General features: G+C 61.4%; 17 protein-coding genes and 2 pseudogenes. 10 read left to right on the forward strand and 9 right to left on the reverse strand.

Annotated elements, in window-relative coordinates:
• Positions 1-227 precede the first annotated feature (227 nt).
• The 4 genes from glpD (at position 228) to tyrA (ending at position 5,592) form a co-directional block, all read left to right on the forward strand.
• Positions 228-1,715: a glycerol-3-phosphate dehydrogenase gene (gene glpD, locus I6L39_RS13705; RefSeq protein ID WP_216989948.1), complete on the forward strand. Its 1,488-nt coding sequence runs from the start codon at positions 228-230 to the stop codon at positions 1,713-1,715.
• 102 nt (positions 1,716-1,817) lie between these two features.
• Positions 1,818-2,897 carry a glycerophosphodiester phosphodiesterase gene (glpQ, locus tag I6L39_RS13710; protein WP_216989949.1) on the forward strand — a complete coding sequence of 360 codons (1,080 nt, stop codon included), beginning with the start codon at positions 1,818-1,820 and terminating at the stop codon, positions 2,895-2,897.
• A gap of 363 nt (positions 2,898-3,260) precedes the next feature.
• Positions 3,261-4,334 carry a 3-deoxy-7-phosphoheptulonate synthase gene (locus I6L39_RS13715; RefSeq protein ID WP_011705545.1) on the forward strand — a complete coding sequence of 358 codons (1,074 nt, stop codon included), beginning with the start codon at positions 3,261-3,263 and terminating at the stop codon, positions 4,332-4,334.
• A gap of 118 nt (positions 4,335-4,452) precedes the next feature.
• Positions 4,453-5,592: a bifunctional chorismate mutase/prephenate dehydrogenase gene (gene tyrA / locus I6L39_RS13720; RefSeq protein WP_216989950.1), complete on the forward strand. Its 1,140-nt coding sequence runs from the start codon at positions 4,453-4,455 to the stop codon at positions 5,590-5,592.
• Between the two features lie 74 nt (positions 5,593-5,666).
• Here tyrA and hdfR read toward each other — a convergent pair whose 3' ends face one another.
• The 6 genes and pseudogenes from hdfR to I6L39_RS13750 form a co-directional block, all read right to left on the reverse strand.
• Entirely contained in the window at positions 5,667-6,557 is an 891-nt protein-coding gene (hdfR, locus tag I6L39_RS13725) for an HTH-type transcriptional regulator HdfR (protein WP_042077031.1), read from the reverse strand.
• Positions 6,557-6,913, reverse strand: a complete 357-nt coding sequence (locus tag I6L39_RS13730; RefSeq protein ID WP_042077029.1) for a DUF413 domain-containing protein — start codon at positions 6,911-6,913, stop codon at positions 6,557-6,559. The genes hdfR and I6L39_RS13730 overlap by 1 nt, the downstream gene beginning before the upstream one ends.
• Before the next feature lie 292 nt (positions 6,914-7,205).
• Complete coding sequence (gene eco / locus I6L39_RS13735) at positions 7,206-7,688, reverse strand: serine protease inhibitor ecotin (RefSeq protein ID WP_005328180.1); 483 nt, start codon at positions 7,686-7,688, stop codon at positions 7,206-7,208.
• Positions 7,689-7,882: 194 nt separating this feature from the next.
• Positions 7,883-8,096 (reverse strand): annotated as a pseudogene (locus tag I6L39_RS13740) (hypothetical protein); the annotation flags it as partial.
• A gap of 69 nt (positions 8,097-8,165) precedes the next feature.
• A complete protein-coding gene (locus tag I6L39_RS13745; RefSeq protein WP_216989951.1) occupies positions 8,166-10,013 on the reverse strand; it encodes a DUF3413 domain-containing protein in 1,848 nt (615 codons plus the stop codon).
• A 43-nt stretch (positions 10,014-10,056) separates the two neighbouring features.
• On the reverse strand, positions 10,057-10,284 hold the full coding sequence (locus I6L39_RS13750) for a YejL family protein (protein WP_042077023.1): 228 nt from the start codon (positions 10,282-10,284) through the stop codon (positions 10,057-10,059).
• Between the two features lie 73 nt (positions 10,285-10,357).
• On the opposite strand from I6L39_RS13750, the gene yejK reads away from it, so the two are divergent.
• The 5 genes from yejK to I6L39_RS13775 all read left to right on the forward strand — a co-directional run bounded on the left by yejK (position 10,358) and on the right by I6L39_RS13775 (position 16,927).
• A complete protein-coding gene (gene yejK, locus I6L39_RS13755; RefSeq protein ID WP_042077022.1) occupies positions 10,358-11,419 on the forward strand; it encodes a nucleoid-associated protein YejK in 1,062 nt (353 codons plus the stop codon).
• A 396-nt stretch (positions 11,420-11,815) separates the two neighbouring features.
• Positions 11,816-12,997, forward strand: a complete 1,182-nt coding sequence (gene malE, locus I6L39_RS13760) for a maltose/maltodextrin ABC transporter substrate-binding protein MalE (RefSeq protein ID WP_042077020.1) — start codon at positions 11,816-11,818, stop codon at positions 12,995-12,997.
• Between the two features lie 71 nt (positions 12,998-13,068).
• Positions 13,069-14,724: a maltose ABC transporter permease MalF gene (gene malF, locus I6L39_RS13765; protein ID WP_042077019.1), complete on the forward strand. Its 1,656-nt coding sequence runs from the start codon at positions 13,069-13,071 to the stop codon at positions 14,722-14,724.
• 12 nt (positions 14,725-14,736) lie between these two features.
• Positions 14,737-15,627, forward strand: a complete 891-nt coding sequence (malG, locus tag I6L39_RS13770; protein ID WP_010674251.1) for a maltose ABC transporter permease MalG — start codon at positions 14,737-14,739, stop codon at positions 15,625-15,627.
• A gap of 163 nt (positions 15,628-15,790) precedes the next feature.
• Positions 15,791-16,927, forward strand: coding sequence for an ABC transporter ATP-binding protein (locus tag I6L39_RS13775; RefSeq protein WP_216989952.1), 1,137 nt, complete (start codon positions 15,791-15,793; stop codon positions 16,925-16,927).
• Between the two features lie 208 nt (positions 16,928-17,135).
• On the opposite strand, the pseudogene ppk2 reads toward I6L39_RS13775, so the two are convergent.
• Positions 17,136-17,975, reverse strand: a pseudogene (ppk2, locus tag I6L39_RS13780) (polyphosphate kinase 2).
• Positions 17,976-18,153: 178 nt separating this feature from the next.
• Between ppk2 and I6L39_RS13785 the strand changes: the two are divergent.
• Positions 18,154-18,963: an alpha/beta fold hydrolase gene (locus I6L39_RS13785; protein WP_216989953.1), complete on the forward strand. Its 810-nt coding sequence runs from the start codon at positions 18,154-18,156 to the stop codon at positions 18,961-18,963.
• Between the two features lie 71 nt (positions 18,964-19,034).
• On the opposite strand, the gene I6L39_RS13790 is transcribed toward I6L39_RS13785, so the two are convergent.
• Both I6L39_RS13790 and I6L39_RS13795 read right to left on the reverse strand, forming a co-directional pair.
• Positions 19,035-19,844, reverse strand: a complete 810-nt coding sequence (locus tag I6L39_RS13790; protein ID WP_216989954.1) for a MipA/OmpV family protein — start codon at positions 19,842-19,844, stop codon at positions 19,035-19,037.
• 240 nt (positions 19,845-20,084) lie between these two features.
• Positions 20,085-21,155: an AI-2E family transporter gene (locus tag I6L39_RS13795; protein WP_216989955.1), complete on the reverse strand. Its 1,071-nt coding sequence runs from the start codon at positions 21,153-21,155 to the stop codon at positions 20,085-20,087.
• Positions 21,156-21,169 lie beyond the last annotated feature (14 nt).

The raw sequence follows: 21,169 nt of genomic DNA on the forward strand, positions 1-21,169 counted from the left end.
TCCCTCCCATCCGGGGCCCTTTGCCCGCCTCTCTGCCCGGGACTGGTGTTTCCGGCAGGCCGTAGCCTTGCCTGGCCGTCACCGACTGGCAGCATTTTTAGCATTGTGAAAACAATCGCGATCACATTTCTCTCACGAAATGTTCGTTTATTGTTTTTTCATGTTCTAATATGAGCGAAATCAAACATTGCTGTCATGGCAAACACAAAATAAGAAAGTAGGTGAACATGAGCGAACATTATGATCTGGTCGTCGTCGGCGGCGGCATCAACGGGGTCGGCATCGCGGCAGATGCGGCGGGGCGGGGGCTGAAGGTGGCGCTGTTCGAGGCGAGTGATCTCGCCTCTGCCACCTCGTCCAACTCCAGCAAGCTGATCCACGGCGGCCTGCGTTATCTCGAACATTACGAATTCCGGCTGGTGAAAGAGGCGCTGGCGGAGCGGGAGGTGCTGCTCGGCATGGCTCCCCACATCGCCCGTCCCATGCGTTTTCGCCTGCCGCACCGACCGCACCTGCGCCCGGCCTGGATGATCCGTGCCGGCCTCTTTCTCTATGACAACCTGGCCAAGCGCGACAAGCTCAAGGGGAGCTGCGGTCTGCGCTTCCTGCCGCAGGACGGTCTCAAGAGCGGTATCCACAAGGGCTTTGAATACTCGGACGCCTGGGTCGACGACGCCCGCCTGGTGGTGCTCAATGCCATGCTGGCGCGGGACAAGGGCGCCGACGTGCAGACCCGCACCCGCTGCATCAAGGCGGTGCGCGGCTCCAAGCACTGGACCCTGACGCTCGAGCGGGAAGGGGGCGAGCAGTTCACCGTCAGCTGCCGCGGTCTGGTCAATGCGGCGGGCCCCTGGGTCAAGACCTTCTATGACGAGAGCCTGCACGAGAAGTCCCCCCGCGGCATTCGCCTCATCAAGGGGAGCCACATGATAGTGCCGCGCATCCACGAGCGCGAAGAGGCCTACATACTGCAAAACGAGGACAACCGCATCGTCTTCGTCATCCCCTATCAGCAGGATTACTCCCTCATCGGCACCACGGACGTGGAGCACAAGGGGAGCCCGCGGGAGGCGAAGATCAGCAGCGCCGAGATCGACTACCTGTGCAAGGTGGTCAACGCCCACTTCACCAGGCAGATAAGCCCGGCGGACGTGGTCTGGACCTACGCCGGGGTGCGCCCCCTGTGTGACGACGAATCCGATTCGCCCCAGGCGGTGACCCGGGACTACACCCTCGAGCTCAGTGGCGAGTCCGACGGGGCGCCGCTCCTGTCGGTGTTTGGCGGCAAGCTCACCACCTACCGCAAGCTGGCCCAGGCCGCCTGCAACAAGCTCAAGCCCTGGTTCAGCCAGATGGGAGAGGACTGGACCGCCTCCTGCCGGTTGCCCGGTGGCGAGTTCGACTGCTCGGTGCGCGAACTGGCGCGCGCCTTTGCGCTGGAGTTCGACTGGCTCGATGATCGCAGCGCCCTGCGCATCGCCGAGGCCTATGGCGCTCATGCCCGCCTCTGGCTGAAGGAGGAGCGCGGTCAGCACTTTGGCGCCGGGCTGTATGAATCCGAAGTGCGCTATCTCATCGCGCGGGAGTGGGCCTGCAGCCTGGAAGACATCCTGTGGCGCCGCAGCAAGCTGGGGCTGCGCCTGTCCGAATCCGAACAGCAGCAGCTCGGCGCCTGGCTGCTCGAACACCACCACGCCCTGCCCAAGGCCAGCTGATGACCCACGGCGGGCGGCCTTTGCCGTCCGCCGTCAAACTGCAATAAACCTCTGCTATAACAATCACCTACACCAAATAAACAATAACAAAGAGAACCCTTGATGAAACAACCTCACCGTACCCTGGTGGCCCTTGGCCTCGGGGCCGCCCTGGCGCTGCCCGCGCTGGCCTCTGACGAAGGCAAAATCGTGATCGCCCACCGTGGCGCCTCCGGCTACCTGCCGGAACACACCCTGGAATCCAAGGCCCTGGCCTATGGCATGGGCGCCGACTATCTGGAGCAGGATCTGGTGATGACCAAGGATGACCAACTGGTGGTGATGCACGATCACTTCCTCGATGGCATCACGGATGTGGCCGAGCGCTTCCCCGGCCGGGCCCGCCCGGATGGTCGTTACTATGTGGTGGATTTCACCCTGGACGAGGTGCGCTCCCTGCGCATGACCGAGCCGTTCCAGCTGGTGGACGGCAAGCAGGTGCCGGTCTATCCGGCGCGCTTCCCGCTCTGGAAGTCCAGCTTCAGGATCCATACCTTCCAGGAAGAGATCGAGATGATCCAGGGGCTCAACAAGAGCACCGGCAAGAACATCGGTATCTACCCGGAGATAAAAGCCCCCTGGTTGTTCCGCCACGAGGGCAAGGACATCTCCAGGGCGGTGCTGAAGGTACTGAAGGAGTACGGCTACACCGGCAAGAACGACAAGGTCTATCTGCAGTGTTTCGATGCCAACGAGCTCAAGCGCATCAACGGCGAGCTGATGCCCGCCATGGGCATGGATCTCAAGCTGGTGCAGCTGATGGCCGAGACCGACTGGAACGAAACCATGGTCTACGACGCCAAGGGCAAGGCGACTCCCTACGACTACGACTGGATGTTCAAGCCGGGGGCCATGAAGACCATCGCTACCTATGCCGAGGGGATAGGTCCCTGGAAACCCATGGTGGTGACCGAGCCGGGTACTCCTGGCAAGCCTGTCTTCACCGGCATGGTGAAAGAGGCCCACGCGGCCGGCCTCAAGGTGCATCCTTATACATTCCGTCAGGATGAGGGGCAGATCCCTGCCTATGCGAAAGACTTCACCGATCTGCTCAACATCTTCCTCTACCAGGCCGATGTGGATGGCGTGTTCAGCGACTTCCCCGACAAGGCAGTCGAGGCTATCAAGGCCCACGGCAAATAATAAAAGAAGAGCAACACGGGAACGCAAGCGGGGCCAGGTGCCCCGCTTTTTTTGTGCCCGGTGTCATCGCCGGGATGAGGGACGGTGAGAGGGGGCAGAGAGGGAGAATGTTGAAAATGGATGGGTGTAATTAAATATTTACATTTTGGCGCTGCTCAGGCCCCGCTAGTCGCTACTTTCGAGTTGTCTCATCCTGCATTCTTGGTCATTTATCCATCTATTAGCGAATAAACCCACTTGTTTCACTTGATTGTTTGTTTTTAATTGGTAAGGTGAGGGCGGTTGCGTAACAAGGTGCTGACTCGTGTAAATGAAAATGAACGGTTGGCCCCCTTGGCTTGAAACAGTAGAGAGAATGAGAAGATGCAAAGAGATCCCCTGAACAACATCCATATCCAGTCCGAACAAGTGATGATCACGCCTGCCCAGCTCAAGGAGAAACTGCCCATCTCCGATCGCGCGCTGGCATTCGTGCAAGGGGCCCGCAACACCATCGCCGACATCATCCACCGTCGCGATCACCGCCTGCTGGTGATCTGTGGTCCTTGCTCCATCCACGACATGGACGCCGCCAAAGAGTACGCAACCAGACTCAAAGCGCTGCATGACGCCTATCAGGACTCTCTCTACATTGTCATGCGGGTCTACTTTGAGAAGCCGCGCACCACGGTCGGCTGGAAAGGCTTTATCAACGATCCGAACCTGGATGGCACCTTCGACGTGGAGCTGGGTCTGCACCGCGCCCGCGAGCTGCTCTGCTGGCTGGCCGAGCTGGAGCTGCCGCTGGCCACCGAGGCGCTCGACCCCATCAGCCCCCAATACCTGGCTGAGCTCTTCTCCTGGTCGGCCATAGGTGCCCGCACCACCGAATCCCAGACCCACAGGGAGATGGCCTCCGGCCTCTCCATGCCGGTCGGTTTCAAGAACGGCACCGACGGCAACCTGGGCACCGCCATCAATGCGCTGCAGGCGGCCTCCAGCCCCCACGCCTTCATGGGGATCAACCAGCAGGGCCAGGTCGCGCTGCTGCAGACCCAGGGCAATCCGGATGGTCATGTGATCCTGCGCGGCGGCAAGCACCCGAACTACGACTCGGTCAATGTGTCGCTGGCGGAAGAGGCGCTGGAGAAGGCGGGCCTGCTGCCCGGTCTGGTGGTGGATTGCAGCCACGGCAACTCCAGCAAGGATCACCGTCTGCAGCCCAAGGTGGCGGACAACGTGATCCACCAGATCCAGGAGGGCAACCGCTCCATCATAGGGGTGATGCTCGAATCCAACCTGTTCGAAGGCAACCAGTCCAGCGAGCAGCCCAAGTGCGAGATGCGCTACGGCGTCTCCATCACCGATGCCTGCATAGACTGGGAGACCACGGATGCGCTGCTGGCCCGCTGCCACAGCCAGCTGGCGGCACCACTTTTGGCCAGAACCAAGGCATAAGCCGTGGTATCTTGTCAGCACTGATTGAACAATCGAGGTGCCACCGGCCGAGGCGGTGACACCTCGTTGCCTCTTGAATCACAGGGCGTCGCTGCGGGCGGCGCCGCAGGGACCGGACATGGCTGAAGAGTTGAATGCCCTCAGGGACAAGATAGATGCGGTGGACAAGCAGCTGATTGATCTGCTGGCCGCCCGTCTCGCCCTGGTGGGGGAAGTGGGGGAAGTGAAGAGCCGACACGGCCTGCCCATCTACGCGCCGGATCGGGAGGCGAGCATGCTGGCCCGCCGCCGAGAGGAGGCGCAAGCCCTGGGGGTGCCCGGCGATCTCATCGAAGACGTGCTGCGCCGGGTGATGCGCGAGTCCTATATTCTGGAATCCGCCAGCGACAAGGAGCACCACTTCAAGTGCATGAAGCCGGAGCTTGGCAAGGTGGTGATCATCGGGGGTCAGGGCCAGCTCGGCCGCCTGTTCGGCAACCTGTTCAGCCTCTCGGGCTACCGGGTCGAGACCCTGGGTCAGGCGGACTGGCCGCGCGCAGACGAGATCCTGCACGGCGCCGGGCTGGTGATGGTGGCCGTGCCCATCGACGTCACCTGCGAGGTGATCGACCGGCTCGGCAACCTGCCGGCGGACTGCCTGCTGGTGGACGTGACCAGCGTGAAGGCGGCTCCGCTCGAGCACATGCTGGCGGTACACCAGGGGCCGGTCCTCGGGCTGCACCCCATGTTCGGGCCGGACGTGGCGAGCCTCGCCAAGCAGGTGATCGTCTGCTGTCAGGGGCGCGAGCCCGCCGCCAGCCAGTGGCTGCTGGATCAGATGACCATCTGGGGGGCACGGCTGCAGCAGGTGGAGGCCAGGGCCCACGACGAGGCGATGACCTTTATCCAGGCGCTGCGCCACTTTGCCACCTTCGCCTACGGCTGGCACCTCTCCCGCGAGCAGGCTAACATCGACCGCCTGCTGGCGTTGAGCTCCCCCATCTACCGGCTGGAGCTGGCCATGGTGGGACGGCTGTTCGCCCAGGATCCCCACCTCTACGCCGACATCATACTGTCGTCGCCGCAGAATCTGGCGATGATCCGCCGCTACTACCAGAACTTCGGCGAGGCGCTGGGGCTGCTGGAGCGGGGGGATCGGGAGGGCTTTATCGAGGCGTTCAGCCAGGTCTCCGGCTTCTTCGGCGAGCGGGCGGACGAGTTTTTGCGCGAGAGCCGCACCCTGTTGGCGCAGGCCAACGATCGTCGCCATCACGGCTGAGTGCGCTGCATATTATGCAAAAGGGGCCCTTGGGCCCCTTTTCTCATGCTGCTGGTAGCATATCCGGCATCCCATCAGACGGTGATGGCCGGCTCGGCGGCGGGCAGGCGCAGATCGGCGTCATCCCAGCCAAGCGGCAGGGTGAGCAGCTGATCGATGAGCTCCCGGCGATCGGATTTCTCCAGATAGGCGAGGTAGAGCGGGCGGCTCAGGGCCTGTCCTCCCTCCACCAGATGCAGCTTCCCCTGCTCCAGGAAGGGGCTCACCATGCGCCTTGGCAGGTAGGCGGCCCCGCCGTTGGCCAGCACGAACTGCAGCGCCATGCTGGCGGAGCTCGAGTGCAGCACCGGGGTCTTCTGCAGGCTCTGCAGCCGGCTCGACGGTGGCTCGAAGCTGGTGCCCCAGTCGAGGTGGATATGGGGCATCTGCATCAGGCTGTCGGCGCTGGCGGCCGGCTCCCGGCTCACCAGCTCGAACACCAGTTCACCGATGGGGTGCAGGGCGATCTCGTCGATCTTGGTCGGCTCGGAGAGCAGGGCGAGATCGAGGGAACGCTCCAGCAACTGGCGGCACAAATGCTCGCGGGAGGCGGTCTCGAGGCGCACCGCGAGGCCGGGGGCCAGGGCATAGACATGGTTGAGCCAGTCGTTGAAATCGAGCTCCCAGAAGATGGCGGGGGCACCGATGGCGAGCTGCTGGCTGAAACCGGGGGAGAGGGCCACGTCCTGCTTGGCGCGGCCCAGGGTATGCAAGATGGCGTCTGCATAGGGCAGCAGACGCTCACCGGAGGCGGTCAGGCGAATGTTGTTGCGGTGACGGGCAAACAGACTGACCCCGAGTTGCTGCTCTAGCTGGCGGATCCGAAAGCTCACTGCAGACTGGGTCAGGTAGAGATTCTCAGCCGCCCGGCCGAAGTGGCGGGTCTTGCTGACCTCGATGAAGGTCCGAAGCAGCTCGGTATCCATTAATCGAGGGACTCGTCGCTGCCGCCACCACCGCCCTCAAAGCTGCCGCCCGCATCTTCATTGGCGCCACCCGCGACTGTGCACAGACGGTGCACGCGCTTGGGACCAATGACCTTCAGGTACTTGAACCACACCTTGGCGTGGGGGTTGCTGCCGGCCGCGCCGGACTTGACCTGTTCGATGAAGGCACTTTCTACGTCATCACGCGGGGCCTGGTTGCCCTGATAGAGCGCCAGCATCACGGTGCCATATTTTTCCAGACTGTCCGCTTCGGCCACGGTGAATTCGCCACTGCGACGCAGGCCACGGGGAAAATGTTTGAAGTCGTTGAAACGCTTGTCTGATTCGAAGCTCATAGTGCTCTTGTTCTGGTTAGTTTGACCTTTGCGGGCAAGTATCATCAGGCCGTCGCAGAGTGCAAAATCAATTTTCTTACTATGTTAATAAATATCTTTTATCGAAAAGGGTTTGTCGCATCCCGAGTGGGCATTTTGCGGTGCGCTGCACAAAAAATCCTGAAAAATAGTGGAGTTATGTCAGTTTTTATACAGGAAAAAGCGGTTCTGACAGGGTGAAAACAGAAAAAATAAGGCGCCATACGGCGCCTTTTGTCTCTTCATGACGGAGCTGAACCTGAGTGCCCTGAACTCACTCAATCATGGCTGGCTGGGCCAGGTTGTCGGCACGCCACAGACGATAGCGCACCTCATACTCCTGGGGCACATAGATGACGAAGGGCAGTTTGGAGTTGTAGTTCACGAAGAAGCCCTGACCGTAGATCTGGACGAAGCTCTCCTTCTTCTGACCATCCGGGCAGGCCATCAGGGTGCTGACGGGGCCGGAGACCTGACCCAGGGTCAGGTAGTTGTAGCCCCAGCCCTTGACGCTGTGCTGTTCCAGGTTGCCGGCGAAGCGCGGCAGGTTGCAGTCGACCAGCATCTTCTTGCCGACTTGCAGTTCGACCATCATGTCGGCTTCGTTCTCGACTTCCGGCAGACGGATCACGACACGTTCCTGGTTCACTTCGGCGGCGGGGAACATGCTGATATCAAATTTTTTCGGTTCGGCGGCGAAGGCGTGGCCACCCAACAACAAGGCGCCCAGCAGGCTAAAACGCAACACGGTTTTCATCTGTACCTCATGGGATTGGTTCAACGCCGCTAGACTAACCGCTCTGCGGGTTTCATGCCAGCGCTCCGGGGTGCAAAACCTGTCTGAACCGGCATGCAGTGACGCAATTTGATGCTTTTTTGACGGCCAGGGTCATACCGTCGCCATCCGCCACCTATCCAGCTGGGATCTGAAAGAGCCCCAATCATGGATGTTTACCTCACCAGCAGGACTTGTTTGGCCCAAGCGCCGAGGGTGCGCAGGCCGACGGAGGCGCTAGTGATGTCGAGATAGGTCACCGTCTTGCCGGCGGGGAAGGGGGTGGACGACCCGAGATAGACGCAGCCGTCGTTCACCGCCTTGCCGTCCCCGGCCATGGCCGCGAGGGAAGATGATCTCGTTCAATGCGGGTTGTTAGCAGGTTGCCTTCGTCGCCACCGCGTGCTGGCAATAAAAAGCCCGCCAAAGGGGCGGGCTCGCTCAGGTGGCTTGCACCGGTCAGGGGGCGCGATAGAAGCGGTTCAGCTCGTTCATCACCTGGATCAGGGTGCCCATGTCCGGGGTACCGTGCTTGATGGGACGATAGGTGTCGCGGTCCAGCAGCTCGAAATCCCCCTGCTTGTTGAACTGGGTGATGGTGTTGCCCTGATAGATGGCGAAATCGTTCTGATCCCCCGCCAGCAGCCAGTTGCGCGGGCTGGCATCGAACAGGCTGCGCCCCGTGCTGTAGTCGCGGGGCGGATTGCGTACCCCCAGCATGCCCTTCATCAGGGTTGGCACCAGATCCAGGTGGCTGCTCGCCTGCTCCTGGATCTTGCTCTCGGTGCCCGGCCAGGCCAGCACCATGGGCACCTGCACCTGATAGGGGGAGTAGTTGCTGCCATAGCCCCAGCTGTTGCTCTGGGTCTCGTTGAACTCCTGACCGTGATTGGAGGTGACCACGACTATGGTCTGCTCGCCGAGCCCCTGCTGCTGCAGTTGCGAGAGCATCTGTTCGAGCAGCTGGTCGGTGTAGAACACCGCGTTCTTGTAGCGATTCTCCAGCTTCTGCAGATTCTCTGGCCTGTAGGCGGTGGCCGGGTTGAACCGGGTCAGCTCGGGCTGGAAGGGGCCCTTGATGCTGGCGGGCACCTGATAGTCCCCCGGGCTCGACAGATAGACCAGGGAGAACCAGGGTCTGTCCGCCGTGCGGTTGTGGAGCCACTGCTGCCAGTCGTCGATCAGCAGGCGGTCGTCGGTCTGGCGCGAGACGAAGACCTGCTTGCGCAGGCCGGCGAGCAGGCTCTGCTGATACTGCTTGGCATCTTCCAGCGCGCCGAACAGGCCGAACTGGTAGTCTTGGCGCAGCATCTCGTCGAACAGCACGGGCGGACGCTTGTCGGTGCGAATGTCGCCGTAATAGTGGCCGGGCAGGCCATAGAAGAGGCTGAACATCCCCATGGCCTCATCGTTGCCGCCGCTCATGTGGTTGCGGAAGCTGATGTGCTGATCCGCATAGCGCTGCAGATTGGGCATGTTGATGTTGTTGAGCATGTCCGCCCGCAGGGAATCGACCACCACCACCAGCAGGTTCTTGTGATCGCCCGGGGCGTTCACGCTGAGGGGGCGCAGCGGATAGAGCAGCCGGTGCTCCGCGCTCCCCTGATCCTCGGCCTTTTTCTCATACTGCTCGAGATCCAGCCAGCCATGCTTGGCCAGGAAGCTCCTGGCGGTCATGGGGTAGGAGAGGGGGAAGTTGGCCCGCTGCATGGTGATGGGCTGATACAGGGTGGCATCCGCCCAGCTGTTGACCAGGTGGGTCAGGATGAAGCAGACCAGCAGGGCCAGCCCCACCTGATTGCCGTACTGACGGCGCTTGCGCTTGTTGATCTTGCGCCATACATAGGCCGACAGCAGCAGTTGCAGCAGGAAGATGGTGGGCACGGAGACGAAGATGATGCTCCAGATAGAGCCCTCTTCGGTCTGCGCCTGATCCAGCAGCAGTTGCCACACCTGGCCGTTCAGGTGGAACTTGAACAGCTGGAACACCTGGGTGTCGATAAGCAGCAGCACCAGCGCCAGGGTGGCGATGATGGCCGAGATGAAGCGCAGCGGCTTCTCTCTTGGTAGGATGAAGCTCAAGGGGAAGATGGTCAGCAGATAGGTGACGAAGCTCAGGAACGAGAAATGGCCTATCCAGCTGATGATGAGATAGGTCACGCCGAGCGTGGTCGACGGCCAGCTGATGGAGCCCAGGTAGCGGGTCGCGATCAGCATGGCCAGGATGATGTTGAAGAAGGAGAACCAATGCCCCCAGGTGATCAGGCGAGAGACATTATCACGATAGGGGTTGCCGGTTTCGACCATAATGATCCATCTGCTTGAAAAACATCAAAGAATGCGAAGAAACTCAATGCGCATCGCGGCGATGGTCCACCGAGGCGGTGAGCGCCTGAACGAACTTCTCGGTGATCGCCTGGCGCTGGGCCGGAGCCATGCCGTTGATGATGTTGGTGGTCAGGTTGCCAAGCACCATCAGACTGAGATCCACCGGCGCCTTGTGTTTCTCCAGGGCGGTGATCAGGTCGTTCATCAGGGCGTCAAACTGCTCGTTATTGTACTTTGATACGATGGGCATAATCTTGGGTTCATCTCGGTTCAAAGCGCCTTATAATACTTCACCCTTTCGGCTAACACTATGGCTTTGTGACATGAGTCTCGATATCGACAAGATCATTCTTCACTCCCTGCGGCCCGGCAACGATGGCCAGCCCCACGCCGATACCCGCAGCCAGACCCTGCCTGCCGACGAGGCGGTGCAGGGGCTGATGGCTGAACTGCATCGCATCTACAACGGCAAGGGGGGCAAGGGCTTTGGCTTCTTCGTCGACCCCGAGGCCGCCGTCGCCGAGCTGGCCGAGGGCATCGATGCCCCCAAGCAGCCCTCTCCCGCCTTTCGCATCGCCCTGGAGCAGCTGCTGGCCGAGCAGACCGAGTTCGTTCCCTTCTCCGTCAACCTGACCCAGATGCTGGTCAAACAGCTGGTGGAGCACGCCCTGGACGAGCAGGGGGTGTTGCTCATCGCCAAATACAACTATGTGGGGGTCGACTATCTGATGGTGGCCCTGCTGGAGGGCAAGGAGAGCGTCACCGTCAGCGAGGCGCTGGAGCTGCGCCACATCCAGTATCTGGACATCGGCAAGCTCAACCTGGTGGCTCGCATCGACTTGACCGAATGGAAGACCCAGCCGGAGTCGCGTCGCTACATCACCTTCAGCAAGGGGCGGGTTGGCCGCAAACTGGGGGATTTCTTCATGGATCTGCTGGGTGCCCGAGAGGGCATGGATGCCAAGGTGCAGAATAAGGGCCTGCTGCAGGCGGTAGACGACTATTGCGACAGCCGCCAGCTCGAGCCGGCCGAGCGCAACGACTACAAGAAGCAGGTCTTCAAATATTGCACCGAGCAGGCCAGCGCCGGCGAAGAGATCGAGATCAGGGAGTTGTCGGCGGAGCTCTCCTCAAAAGAGGCGGGAGAGGGCGACCTCGATTTCTACAGCTTCATCGGCCAGGAATACGAGTTGGAGGAGCGCTTCCCGGCGGACAGGTCCACCCTGCGCGGGTTGACCAAGTTTGTCGGCTCCGGTGGCGGCCTGACCCTGAGCTTCGAGCAGAAATTGCTGAACAGCCGGATCTTCTACGATCCCCAGACAGATACCCTGACCATCAGGGGGGTGCCGCCCAACCTCAAGGATCAGCTGCTGCGCCAGTCGTAATGTGATCCACCCATCATTTTTTGCAAAAAGGCACCGGAGTCCGCTCCGGTGCCTTTTTATTTAAGGGGGTGATGAAGCTGGAAACCGTTGCAGTACTTTTGTTAACACATTAAACAAAATAATCGGGGTGAAAGGGTTTTCAGTGGGATGAAATCCCTTTCATTGGTGTAAATTTATTTCTTTTCGGTAATTTTATTTCCGTATCTTGGCAAAAATATGGGGGGAACTCTCGTTAAGTCGCTGAAATAAGAAAATGTTTTCATAACTTTCTGGAAGAAAATACGTAATTGCATTTCAAAAATGCGAGGCGTGTCATGTGAGGCATTGAACGCTTGGGATAATATTCATCTCGCACACAATGCTCTTACAGCGCGGAACTAATACAAGGAAAGGCTCATGAAAAAGAAATTGCTGTCATCCCTGATCGGTCTGGCTACCCTGGGCGTGGCTTGCTCTGCCACTGCTGCGATTGATGAAGGTCAGCTGACCATCTGGATCAACGGTGACAAGGGCTACAACGGCCTGGCCGAAGTCGGCAAGAAGTTCGAAGCCGAGACCGGCATCAAGGTGACCGTGGCTCACCCGGATCAGGTTGAAGTGAAATTCCAGCAAGCCGCCGCTACCGGCAACGGCCCGGACATCTTCTTCTGGGCTCACGACCGTTACGGTGAGTGGGTCAAGTCCGGTCTGCTGGTGCCCGTGACCCCGAACGCCGCCACCAAGGCCAAGTTCGAGCAGTTCGCCTGGGATGCCATGACCGTCGATGGCAAGACCTACGGCTATCCGGTCGCGGTCGAAGCCGTCAGCCTGATTTACAACAAGGATCTGTTGCCCAACCCGCCGAAGACCTTCGAAGAGATCGCCAAGATCGACGAAGAGCTGAAGAAAAATGGCAAGCGCGCCATCATGTGGGCCTATGACACCCCCTACTTCAGCTACCCCCTGGTGGCTGCCAACGGTGGTTATGCCTTCAAGAAGACCGCTACCGGTTATGACGTGAAAGACACCGGCGTGGCCAACGCGGGTGCCAAGGCCGGTGTCGGCTACATCTCCGAGATGATCAAGTCCGGTCACCTGGAGAAGGGCATCGACTACGGTGTCATGGATGCCAAGTTCAACAAGGGCGAAGTGGCCATGATGATCAACGGTCCCTGGGCCTGGAGCAACCTGGACAAGAGCGGCATCAAGTACGGCGTAGCGCCGCTGCCGACCCTGAAGGGTAACCCGGCCAAGGCCTTCGTCGGCGTACTGGGTGCCACCATCAACGCCGCCAGCCCGAACAAGGATCTGGCCATCGAGTTCCTGGAAAACTACCTGCTGACCGATGCCGGTCTGGCGCCGGTGAACGCCGACAAGCCGCTGGGTGCCGTGGCCCTGAAGTCCTTCCAGAAGACCCTGGAAGCGGACCCCAACATCAAGGCCACCATGCAGAACGCCCAGAACGGCGAGCCGATGCCGTCCGTGCCCGAGATGAGCCGTTTCTGGTCCTCCTTCGAAACAGCCCTCAAGAACGTCACCTCTGGTCGTCAGAGCGTTGACGAAGCCCTGGATACCGCTGCCAAGCGTATCGTCCAGTAAGCACGTATCAGGGAGGCCTTCGGGCCTCCCACTCTCTCCAATCTCTCTTGGCGCAATAAAGGTTAATTGGCATGGAAGTAGTACCTTCTATCGAATCCTATGCCGGTCCGAAGAAAGACAAGTACGTCTGGCTGAAGTGGACCATGGCGGCACTGATCGCAGTGCTTAATGGTTATGCGGCCGTGATGATGTATGCCAGCGGCGAGTGGGTCTTTGCCCTGCTCGATCTGGTGGTCGTTTCCGTCGGTCTCTATGTCTTCATGAACAAGAAGACCTATGCCCACCGCTATATTTTCCCCGGTGTGGCAGGCATGGTTGTTTTTATCATCTTCCCTCTTGCCTACACGATCGGCATCGCCTTCACCAACTATTCGGGATCCAACCTGCTCTCCCTCGAACAGGCTCGGGATTACCATCTGAAAAAGACCTATAAGGTGGCGGGCGGTGAATTCGATTTCACCCTCTTGGGTGGTGAGAACAATCAGTTTCAGCTGCTGCTGCAACAGGACGACCAATCCTTTATCAGTCAACCCCTTACTCTGTCGAACAACAAGGCACGTGAACTGGCTGTCCGCGAGGGCCGGGTTCATGACGAGCCACAGGTTGTTCAGTTGCAGCCCCTCAACGGGGAGGCCATCGACCAGGTGGCGCCCATCCGGGCCATCGTCGATCACCGCACTCACCTGAGTGCCCTGGATCTGGTGCTGCCCGATGGCAACATCCACCTGACCCTGAGCAGCCTGCGCAAGTTTGCCGCCCAGAAGCAGCTCTATACCCAGCTGGTGGACGGCGTCGTGCTCAAGTCCGGCGTCATGATCAAGGACAGCAACCTGCTGCGTGACAACCAGAGCGGCGAGCTGATGCTGCCCAACGGCGACACCGGCTTCTACCAGTACATAGACGCGGAAGGCCACTTCGTCGGCAAGGGCATAGCCCCGGGGTTCGTGGTGAGCGTGGGGTGGAAGAACTTCATGCGCATCATGACGGATCCGGGCATCCAGGGTCCCTTCATGCAGATCTTCGTCTGGACCGTGATCTTCTCCGCCTGCTCGGTCGCCTTCACCCTGGCCATCGGCATGGTGCTGGCGTGTCTGGTGCAGTGGGAGCAGCTCAAGGGCCGTGGCTTCTACCGGGTCATGTTGATCCTGCCCTATGCGATACCGGCGTTCATCTCCATCCTGGTGTTCAAGGGCCTGTTCAACCAGAACTTCGGCGAGATCAACCTGTTCCTGGAAGCGGCGTTCGGCATCAAGCCCGACTGGTACACCAACCCCTTCCTGGCCAAGGTGATGATCCTCATCGTCAACACCTGGCTCGGCTACCCCTACATGATGATCCTCTGCATGGGCCTGCTCAAGGCCATCCCGGAAGATCTCTATGAGGCGTCCGCCATGGACGGTGCAGGTCCGGTACAGAACTTCTTCAAGATCACGGTACCGCTGTTGATGAAGCCGCTGACACCCCTGCTGATCGCATCCTTTGCCTTCAACTTCAACAACTTCGTGCTTATCCAGTTGTTGACGAACGGGGCACCGGACATCATCGGGGCCACCACGCCGGCCGGGACCACCGACCTGCTGGTGAGCTACACCTACCGGATCGCGTTCCAGGGCTCGGGTGGTCAGGACTACGGTCTGGCCAGTGCCATCGCCACCGCCATCTTCCTCATCGTGGGTGCGCTGGCCTTGCTCAACCTGAAATTGTCCAAAGCCGACAAGCAACTGTAAGGAGGCTTCAACATGGCAATCGTACAACCCAAATCAGTGAAATACCGGGTGTGGGCAACCCACCTGGTGATGTGGGGCTTCCTGGCACTGATCATCTTCCCGCTGATCATGGTCATCGCCATCTCGTTCCGTAACGGCAACTTCTCGGTGGGGGAGATCATCCCCACCAATCCGACCCTGGATCACTGGAAGCTGGCGCTCGGCATGTCCATCACCAACGCCGACGGCAGCATCACGCCGCCGCCGTTCCCGGTGCTGACCTGGCTGTGGAACTCCATCAAGGTCGCAGGCATCACCGCCCTGATGATAGTGGTGCTCTCCACCACCTGTGCCTACGCCTTCGCCCGCCTGCGGTTCCGTGGCAAGTCCACCATCCTGCAGGGCATGCTGATCTTCCAGATGTTCCCGGCCGTGCTGGCCCTGGTGGCCATCTATGCCCTGTTCAACAAGATTGGTGACTACATTCCCTGGCTCGGGCTCAACACCCATGGTGGCCTGATCCTAGCCTACATGGGCGGCATAGCCCTCCACGTCTGGACCATCAAGGGCTACTTCGAGACCATCGACTCCTCCCTGGAGGAAGCGGCGGCCATCGACGGTGCCACCCCGTGGCAGGCGTTCAGGCTGATCCTGCTGCCCCTGTCGGTGCCCATCCTGGCGGTGGTGTTCATCCTGGCCTTCATCGGTTCCATTACCGAGGTGCCCATGGCCTCCATCCTGCTGCAGGATGTGAACAACCTGACCCTGGCGGTCGGTGCCCAGCAGTACCTCTATCCGCAGAACTACCTGTGGGGTGACTTCGCGGCGGCCGCCGTGCTGTCAGGCTTCCCCATCACAGTCGTGTTCCTGCTGGCGCAGCGCTGGTTAGTCGGTGGCCTCACCGCCGGTGGTGTGAAAGGTTAAGTGGCGCCACGCTGCCTGCACCAAGGTGTTCCTGCTGGTCTACCTCAGGGCTGGCTGGTGGGCGGTCTGACCGCAGGCGGTGTGAAAGGTTAACGGTTAATGGCCGGGGGAGCCGACTCCCCCCGCCGTCACGATTTGCAAAGATTCAAGAGCGGAGCTCGACATGGCTGAAGTAGTACTCAACAACGTTCGCAAAAATTACGACCCGGCTGTCCACAAGGACACCCTGCGCAGCATCAACCTCGACATCAAGGAAGGGGAGTTCATCGTCTTCGTCGGCCCGTCCGGCTGCGGCAAGTCCACCCTGCTGCGGATGATCGCGGGTCTGGAAGACATCACCAGCGGCGAGCTGACCATAGGCGGTCGCTACATGAACGACGTGCCGCCGGTGGAGCGCAACGTGGGCATGGTGTTCCAGTCTTACGCCCTCTACCCGCACATGAACATCTACGAGAACATGGCCTTCGGCCTCAAGCTCAAGAAGATGGACAAGGAGAGCATCCACAAGCGGGTGATGCGCGCCGCCGAGATCCTGGGGCTGGAGCCGCTCTTGGAGCGCAAGCCCAAGGCCCTCTCCGGCGGTCAGCGCCAGCGGGTCGCCATCGGCCGCAGCATAGTGCAGCAGCCCCAGGTGTTCCTGTTTGACGAACCGCTCTCCAACCTGGATGCGGCCCTGCGGGTCAAGATGCGCATCGAGATCGCCAAGCTGCACAAGGAGCTCAACTCCACCATCATCTACGTGACCCACGATCAGGTGGAGGCCATGACCCTGGCCAACCGCATCGTGGTGCTGAGCCCGCTCAAGGGCGAGGCGGCCACCAACCTGGAGCAGTTCGGCACCCCCCTTGAGCTCTACCACAACCCGGACAACAAGTTCGTGGCGGGCTTCATCGGCTCCCCCAAGATGAACTTCCTGGCGGGCGAGCTGGTGGAGATCGGCGAGCGGGAAGCCATGGTCAAGCTGACCACGGGTGACAGCGTGCGGGTGCGGGTGGATGCCCGCCGCGGCGCCGTGGGCGACAAGGTGGAGCTGGGCATTCGTCCCGAGCACCTGGTGCCGCTGGGCCATGCCCATGCCGACAGCCGGGTGAGCGGCGTGGTGCAGGTGGCCGAGCACCTGGGAGCGGAGTCCTTCGTCTACATGGACGTGGGTGGCCACGACTTCACCGTCAAGGCGAGTTCCGACGTGGACGTAGCCACCGGCCAGGAGTACAGCGTCGGCATTCCGGCCGAGGCCTGTTACCTGTTCGATGCCAGGGAACAGGCGTTCCCGCGCACCGCCAAATATATCCGCACCTGATCGCGGTCAGGATGCCGAGGTTTTCCTTTCTTCATGTTCAATGCCTTTTGCCGGTCGCAAGACCGGCTTTTTATTGCCTGCCGTTCGGGACTGGTGGGGGCAGGTCAGCGGGTTTGGCTGGCCTGGGCTGGAGAGAGGAGGGCGTTGATGCCCCTGATCTTGATGGGAAATGCCCAGGGGCTCGCCCGGCGGGTCGGGCGGCACCTGGTCACGCCTCCTTTCTCGCCTCTTTCCCGGCGTCGAACCCGGCGGTGACGTCAGGTACGAAGTGCTGGCTGGAGAGAGGGGGGCGTTCATAACCCTCGGTCTTGATGGGGGGCAGCTTGATGGGCTCGTAGTGGATCGCCTCGTAGGGCACCTTGCCGAGCAGGTGGGAGATGCAGTTGAGGCGGGCACGGCGCTTGTCGTCCGCCTCCACCACGAACTAGGGACTGTCTTGCGTGTCCGTGTAGGTGAACATGTCGTCCTTGGCGCGGGAGTACTCCACCCAGCGGGAGCGGGACTGCAGGTCCATGGGGCTGAACTTCCAGCGCTTGATGGGGGTGTTGATCCGCTCCTTGAAGCGCTTCTCCTGCTCCTCGTCGCTGACCGAGAACCAGTACTTGATGAGGGTGATGCCGGCTCGGATCAGCATCCGCTCGAATTCGGGGCAGGCGCGCAGGAATTCGCGGTACTCGTCGTCGCTGCAAAAGCCCATCACCCGCTCGACCCCGGCCCGGTTGTACCAGGAGCGGTCGAACAGCACCATCTCGCCGGCGGCGGGCAGGTGGGCCACGTAGCGCTGGAAATACCACTGGGTGCGCTCCCGATCCGATGGCGCGGGCAGGGCGGTGACCCGGCAGACCCGGGGGTTGAGGGGCTCGGTGATCGCCTTGATGACGCCCCCCTTGCCGGCGGCATCCCGCCCCTCGAACAGCACCACGACTTTCAGCCCCTCCTGCTTGACCCATTCCTGCAGCTTGACCAGCTCCTCCTGCAGGTGGGCGAGGTGGTGCTCGTAGCTCTTCTTGTCCAGACGGGGGCGCTTCTTGCTCTTCTCCTTGGCCATCGGCCTCTCCTTGGTGAGTCCTCTTGTGAGTCACTCCAGCTTGCACCAGGCCGGCCCCTCTGCCAAGGGAGGCGTGATACACTGCCGCCCCGTCAGCCGCTGGCAATAGAAAAACATGACGCCATTGATGGCGATTTGCACAGCCGTCTCATCATCTCAGTTGGCAACAGGAGAAAACATGAAGCAGTTTATGGAGGTAGCGGGTCGCCGGATGGCCTATCTGGACGAGGGGCAGGGCCCGGTGCTGCTGCTGGGCCACAGCTACCTGTGGGACAGCGCCATGTGGGCGCCGCAAGTGGAGGCCCTCAAGGGGCAGTATCGCTGCATCGTGCCCGAGCTCTGGGGCCATGGGGATTCCGATGCCACGCCGGACGGCCCCTGCACCCTGGCGACCCTGGCCAGGGATCATCTGGCCTTGCTCGACGCCCTCGGTGTCGACGACGTCGTGCTGGTAGGGCTCTCCATCGGCGGCATGTGGGGGGTGGAGCTGGCACGCATGGCGCCCGGGCGCATCAAGGGGCTGGTGCTGATGGACAGCTTCGTCGGTCTCGAGCCCCAGATCACCTGCGAGCGCTACCTCGCCATGCTGGCCGCCATCGAGCAGTTGGGGAGCATACCCGCCCCCATCGTCGAGCAGGTGGCGCCGCTCTTCTTTGCCCATCAACCCGATACCGCCCTGATGGGCGGCTTCAAGGGGCGGCTCACCGCCTGGCCGGTCGACAAGGTGGCGAGCCTGGTGGCGGTGGGGCGCGCCTTCGTGACCCGGGAGGATCGCATCGACTGGCTGGAGGAGATGGCGCTGCCCGCGCTGGTGATGACAGGCTGCGAGGACAAGGCCCGCCCTGTGCTGGAGGGTTACCTGATGGCCGAGGTGCTGGGCTGTTCCTTCAGGGAGATCCCGGCCGCCGGCCATATCTCGACCCTGGAGAACCCGGCGTTCGTCAACCGGGCGCTGGCCGAGTTTCTGGCCGCGACCGGAACGTGGTGACGGCCCGTCAATGACAAAGAAGGGAGCCTTGGGCTCCCTTCTTGTTGGTTGGCTTCGCCAGCCGAGCCGGGTTACCAGATATAGCCGATGCCGACGCCCGCGTAGAGCTCGCCATCGTGCTGGACTATGGGGCTGTTGGCGATGTCCTTGTCGTAGCGCTCGTAGTTGGCGGCAAACATGCCGATCCAGTGGGGGCTGAAACGGTAGCTGGTGATGATGGCGGCCATGGGGGAGAGGGTGGTGCCCGTGTCCCACTCGGCGCGCTGAGCCCTGGCCTCGCTGCCCGAGACGCCGCCGAAGTAGTAGTTCGCCATCTTGTCGCTGCGGATCATCACCCCCATGCCGGGCATGATGAGCAGCTTGTCGCGAATGATGGGAAAGTCGGCCCACAGCAGCCACTCCTGGCCGTTGCTGGTCCCGGTCACGTCCGTGCTGATGCGGGTGCTGAGCAGGGCGTAGGGGGTGATGAGGCTGGCGCCGACGCCCCCCTCCAGCTCCCACTCGCGCTCCTCCATGCCCGCGAGCTCGGGGGCATCGTCGGGATCCAGGTTGCCGAATCGCACCCGGCCATAGCCGTAGGCGGCGAAGTTCTCCTCCTTGTGGAAGTAGTAGCGGGCCCTGTCCCCGAGGAACATGAACCGATCGCCGAAGTAGACGGCGCCCGGCACCGCGAGGGCGGTGTCGTCCTGCCCCTGGTAGCGGGCATCCCCGCCGATGACGGCGCCGCCCAGCACCAGCCCCTTGGGCACCGGGCTGGTGGGGCTGTCCTGCACGAAGATGTCGAGGGAGCCGAGATCGATCTCGGCCCGGACGGGGACGGTGAACAGCAGGGCCAGCAGACAGCCGAGGGGCGCGTGGCGCAGGGCGCGAACAGGGGGCATGGAGAGATCCTTTGAATCTGGGCTGGAACGGGGCAGAGAATACTGCCGCGGATGCCGTCAGTGAAGCCTGTTTCCATTGTCAATTCAAGTTGATAGCAAAAAAATGACGCGGAGGTCCTGGGATGGCGCGAGGAGGCGCCCATTGACCCCGAGAGTCGTCCTGCGTGGCGGCAACCAAGGTGGCGAAGGGGAATAGAGAGGGGCCTGGATAAGAAAGAGAGGCTTGCGCCTCCCTCTGCATCAGGGGGTGGGACGGGGCTGATCGTCCCGCTTGGGCCAAGCGTTGAGCACGGCTTTCACCAGGGTGGCCAGGGGGATGGCGAAGAAGACTCCCCAGAAGCCCCACAGGCCGCCAAACACCAGCACGGCAACGATGATGGCCACCGGGTGCAGATTGACCGCCTCGGAGAAGAGCAGGGGCACCAGCAGGTTGCCGTCCAGGGCCTGAATGACCAGATAGGCCACCATCAGCCAGGCGAAGTCGGGGGTCAGGCCCCACTGGAACAGGGCCACCATGGCGACGGGCACGGTCACCGCCACCGCCCCTATGTAGGGGATGAGCACGGAGAAGCCGACCGCCACCGCCAGCAGCACCGAGTAGCGCAGCCCCATCAGGGCGAAGGGGATGTAAGTGGCCACCCCGACGATGAGGATCTCGATCACCTTGCCGCGAATGTAGTTGATGATCTGGTCATTCATCTCCACCCAGACCCGGTTGACCAGGGTGCGGTTGCGGGGCAGGAAGCGGCGCAGGCCGCCCATCAGCACCTGCTTGTCCTTGAGCATGAAGAACACCATCAGAGGCACCAGGATGGCGTAGATGAGGATGGCCACCACGTTGATGAGGGAGCTGAGGGAGGCGCTCACCAACTGCTCGCCCCCGGTCAGGATGCGCTGGCGGATGTTGTCGATGATGGTCTCGACCAGGCTGACGTCGATGATCTCGGGGTATTTTTCCGGCAGGGTGCGCACATAGTCCTGGGCATGGGCCAGCATGGACGGCGCCTCCTTGGCCAGGTTGACGCCCTGGCTCACCAGCGTGGGGATGAGGCCCAGCACCATCAGGGTGGTCACCGTGATGAACAGCAGCAGCACCAGACTGGTGGCCAGGGGGCGGGAGAGCCCGGTGCGCTGCAGGCGGCTGACCGGCCACTCCAGCAGGTAGGCCATCACCAGCGCCACCAGGAGCGGTGCCAGCAGATCGCCGAACAGCCAGAGCACCGCGAAGCAGAACACCAGCAGCAGGAAGAGGGTGACGGCATCCGGGTCGGAAAAACGGGTCTGATACCAGCGCTTCAATACATCTAACATCGAGGCTTCCTTGA

This window comes from Aeromonas sp. FDAARGOS 1409 (genome assembly GCF_019048705.1).
GTDB classification, from domain to species: domain Bacteria; phylum Pseudomonadota; class Gammaproteobacteria; order Enterobacterales; family Aeromonadaceae; genus Aeromonas; species Aeromonas sanarellii.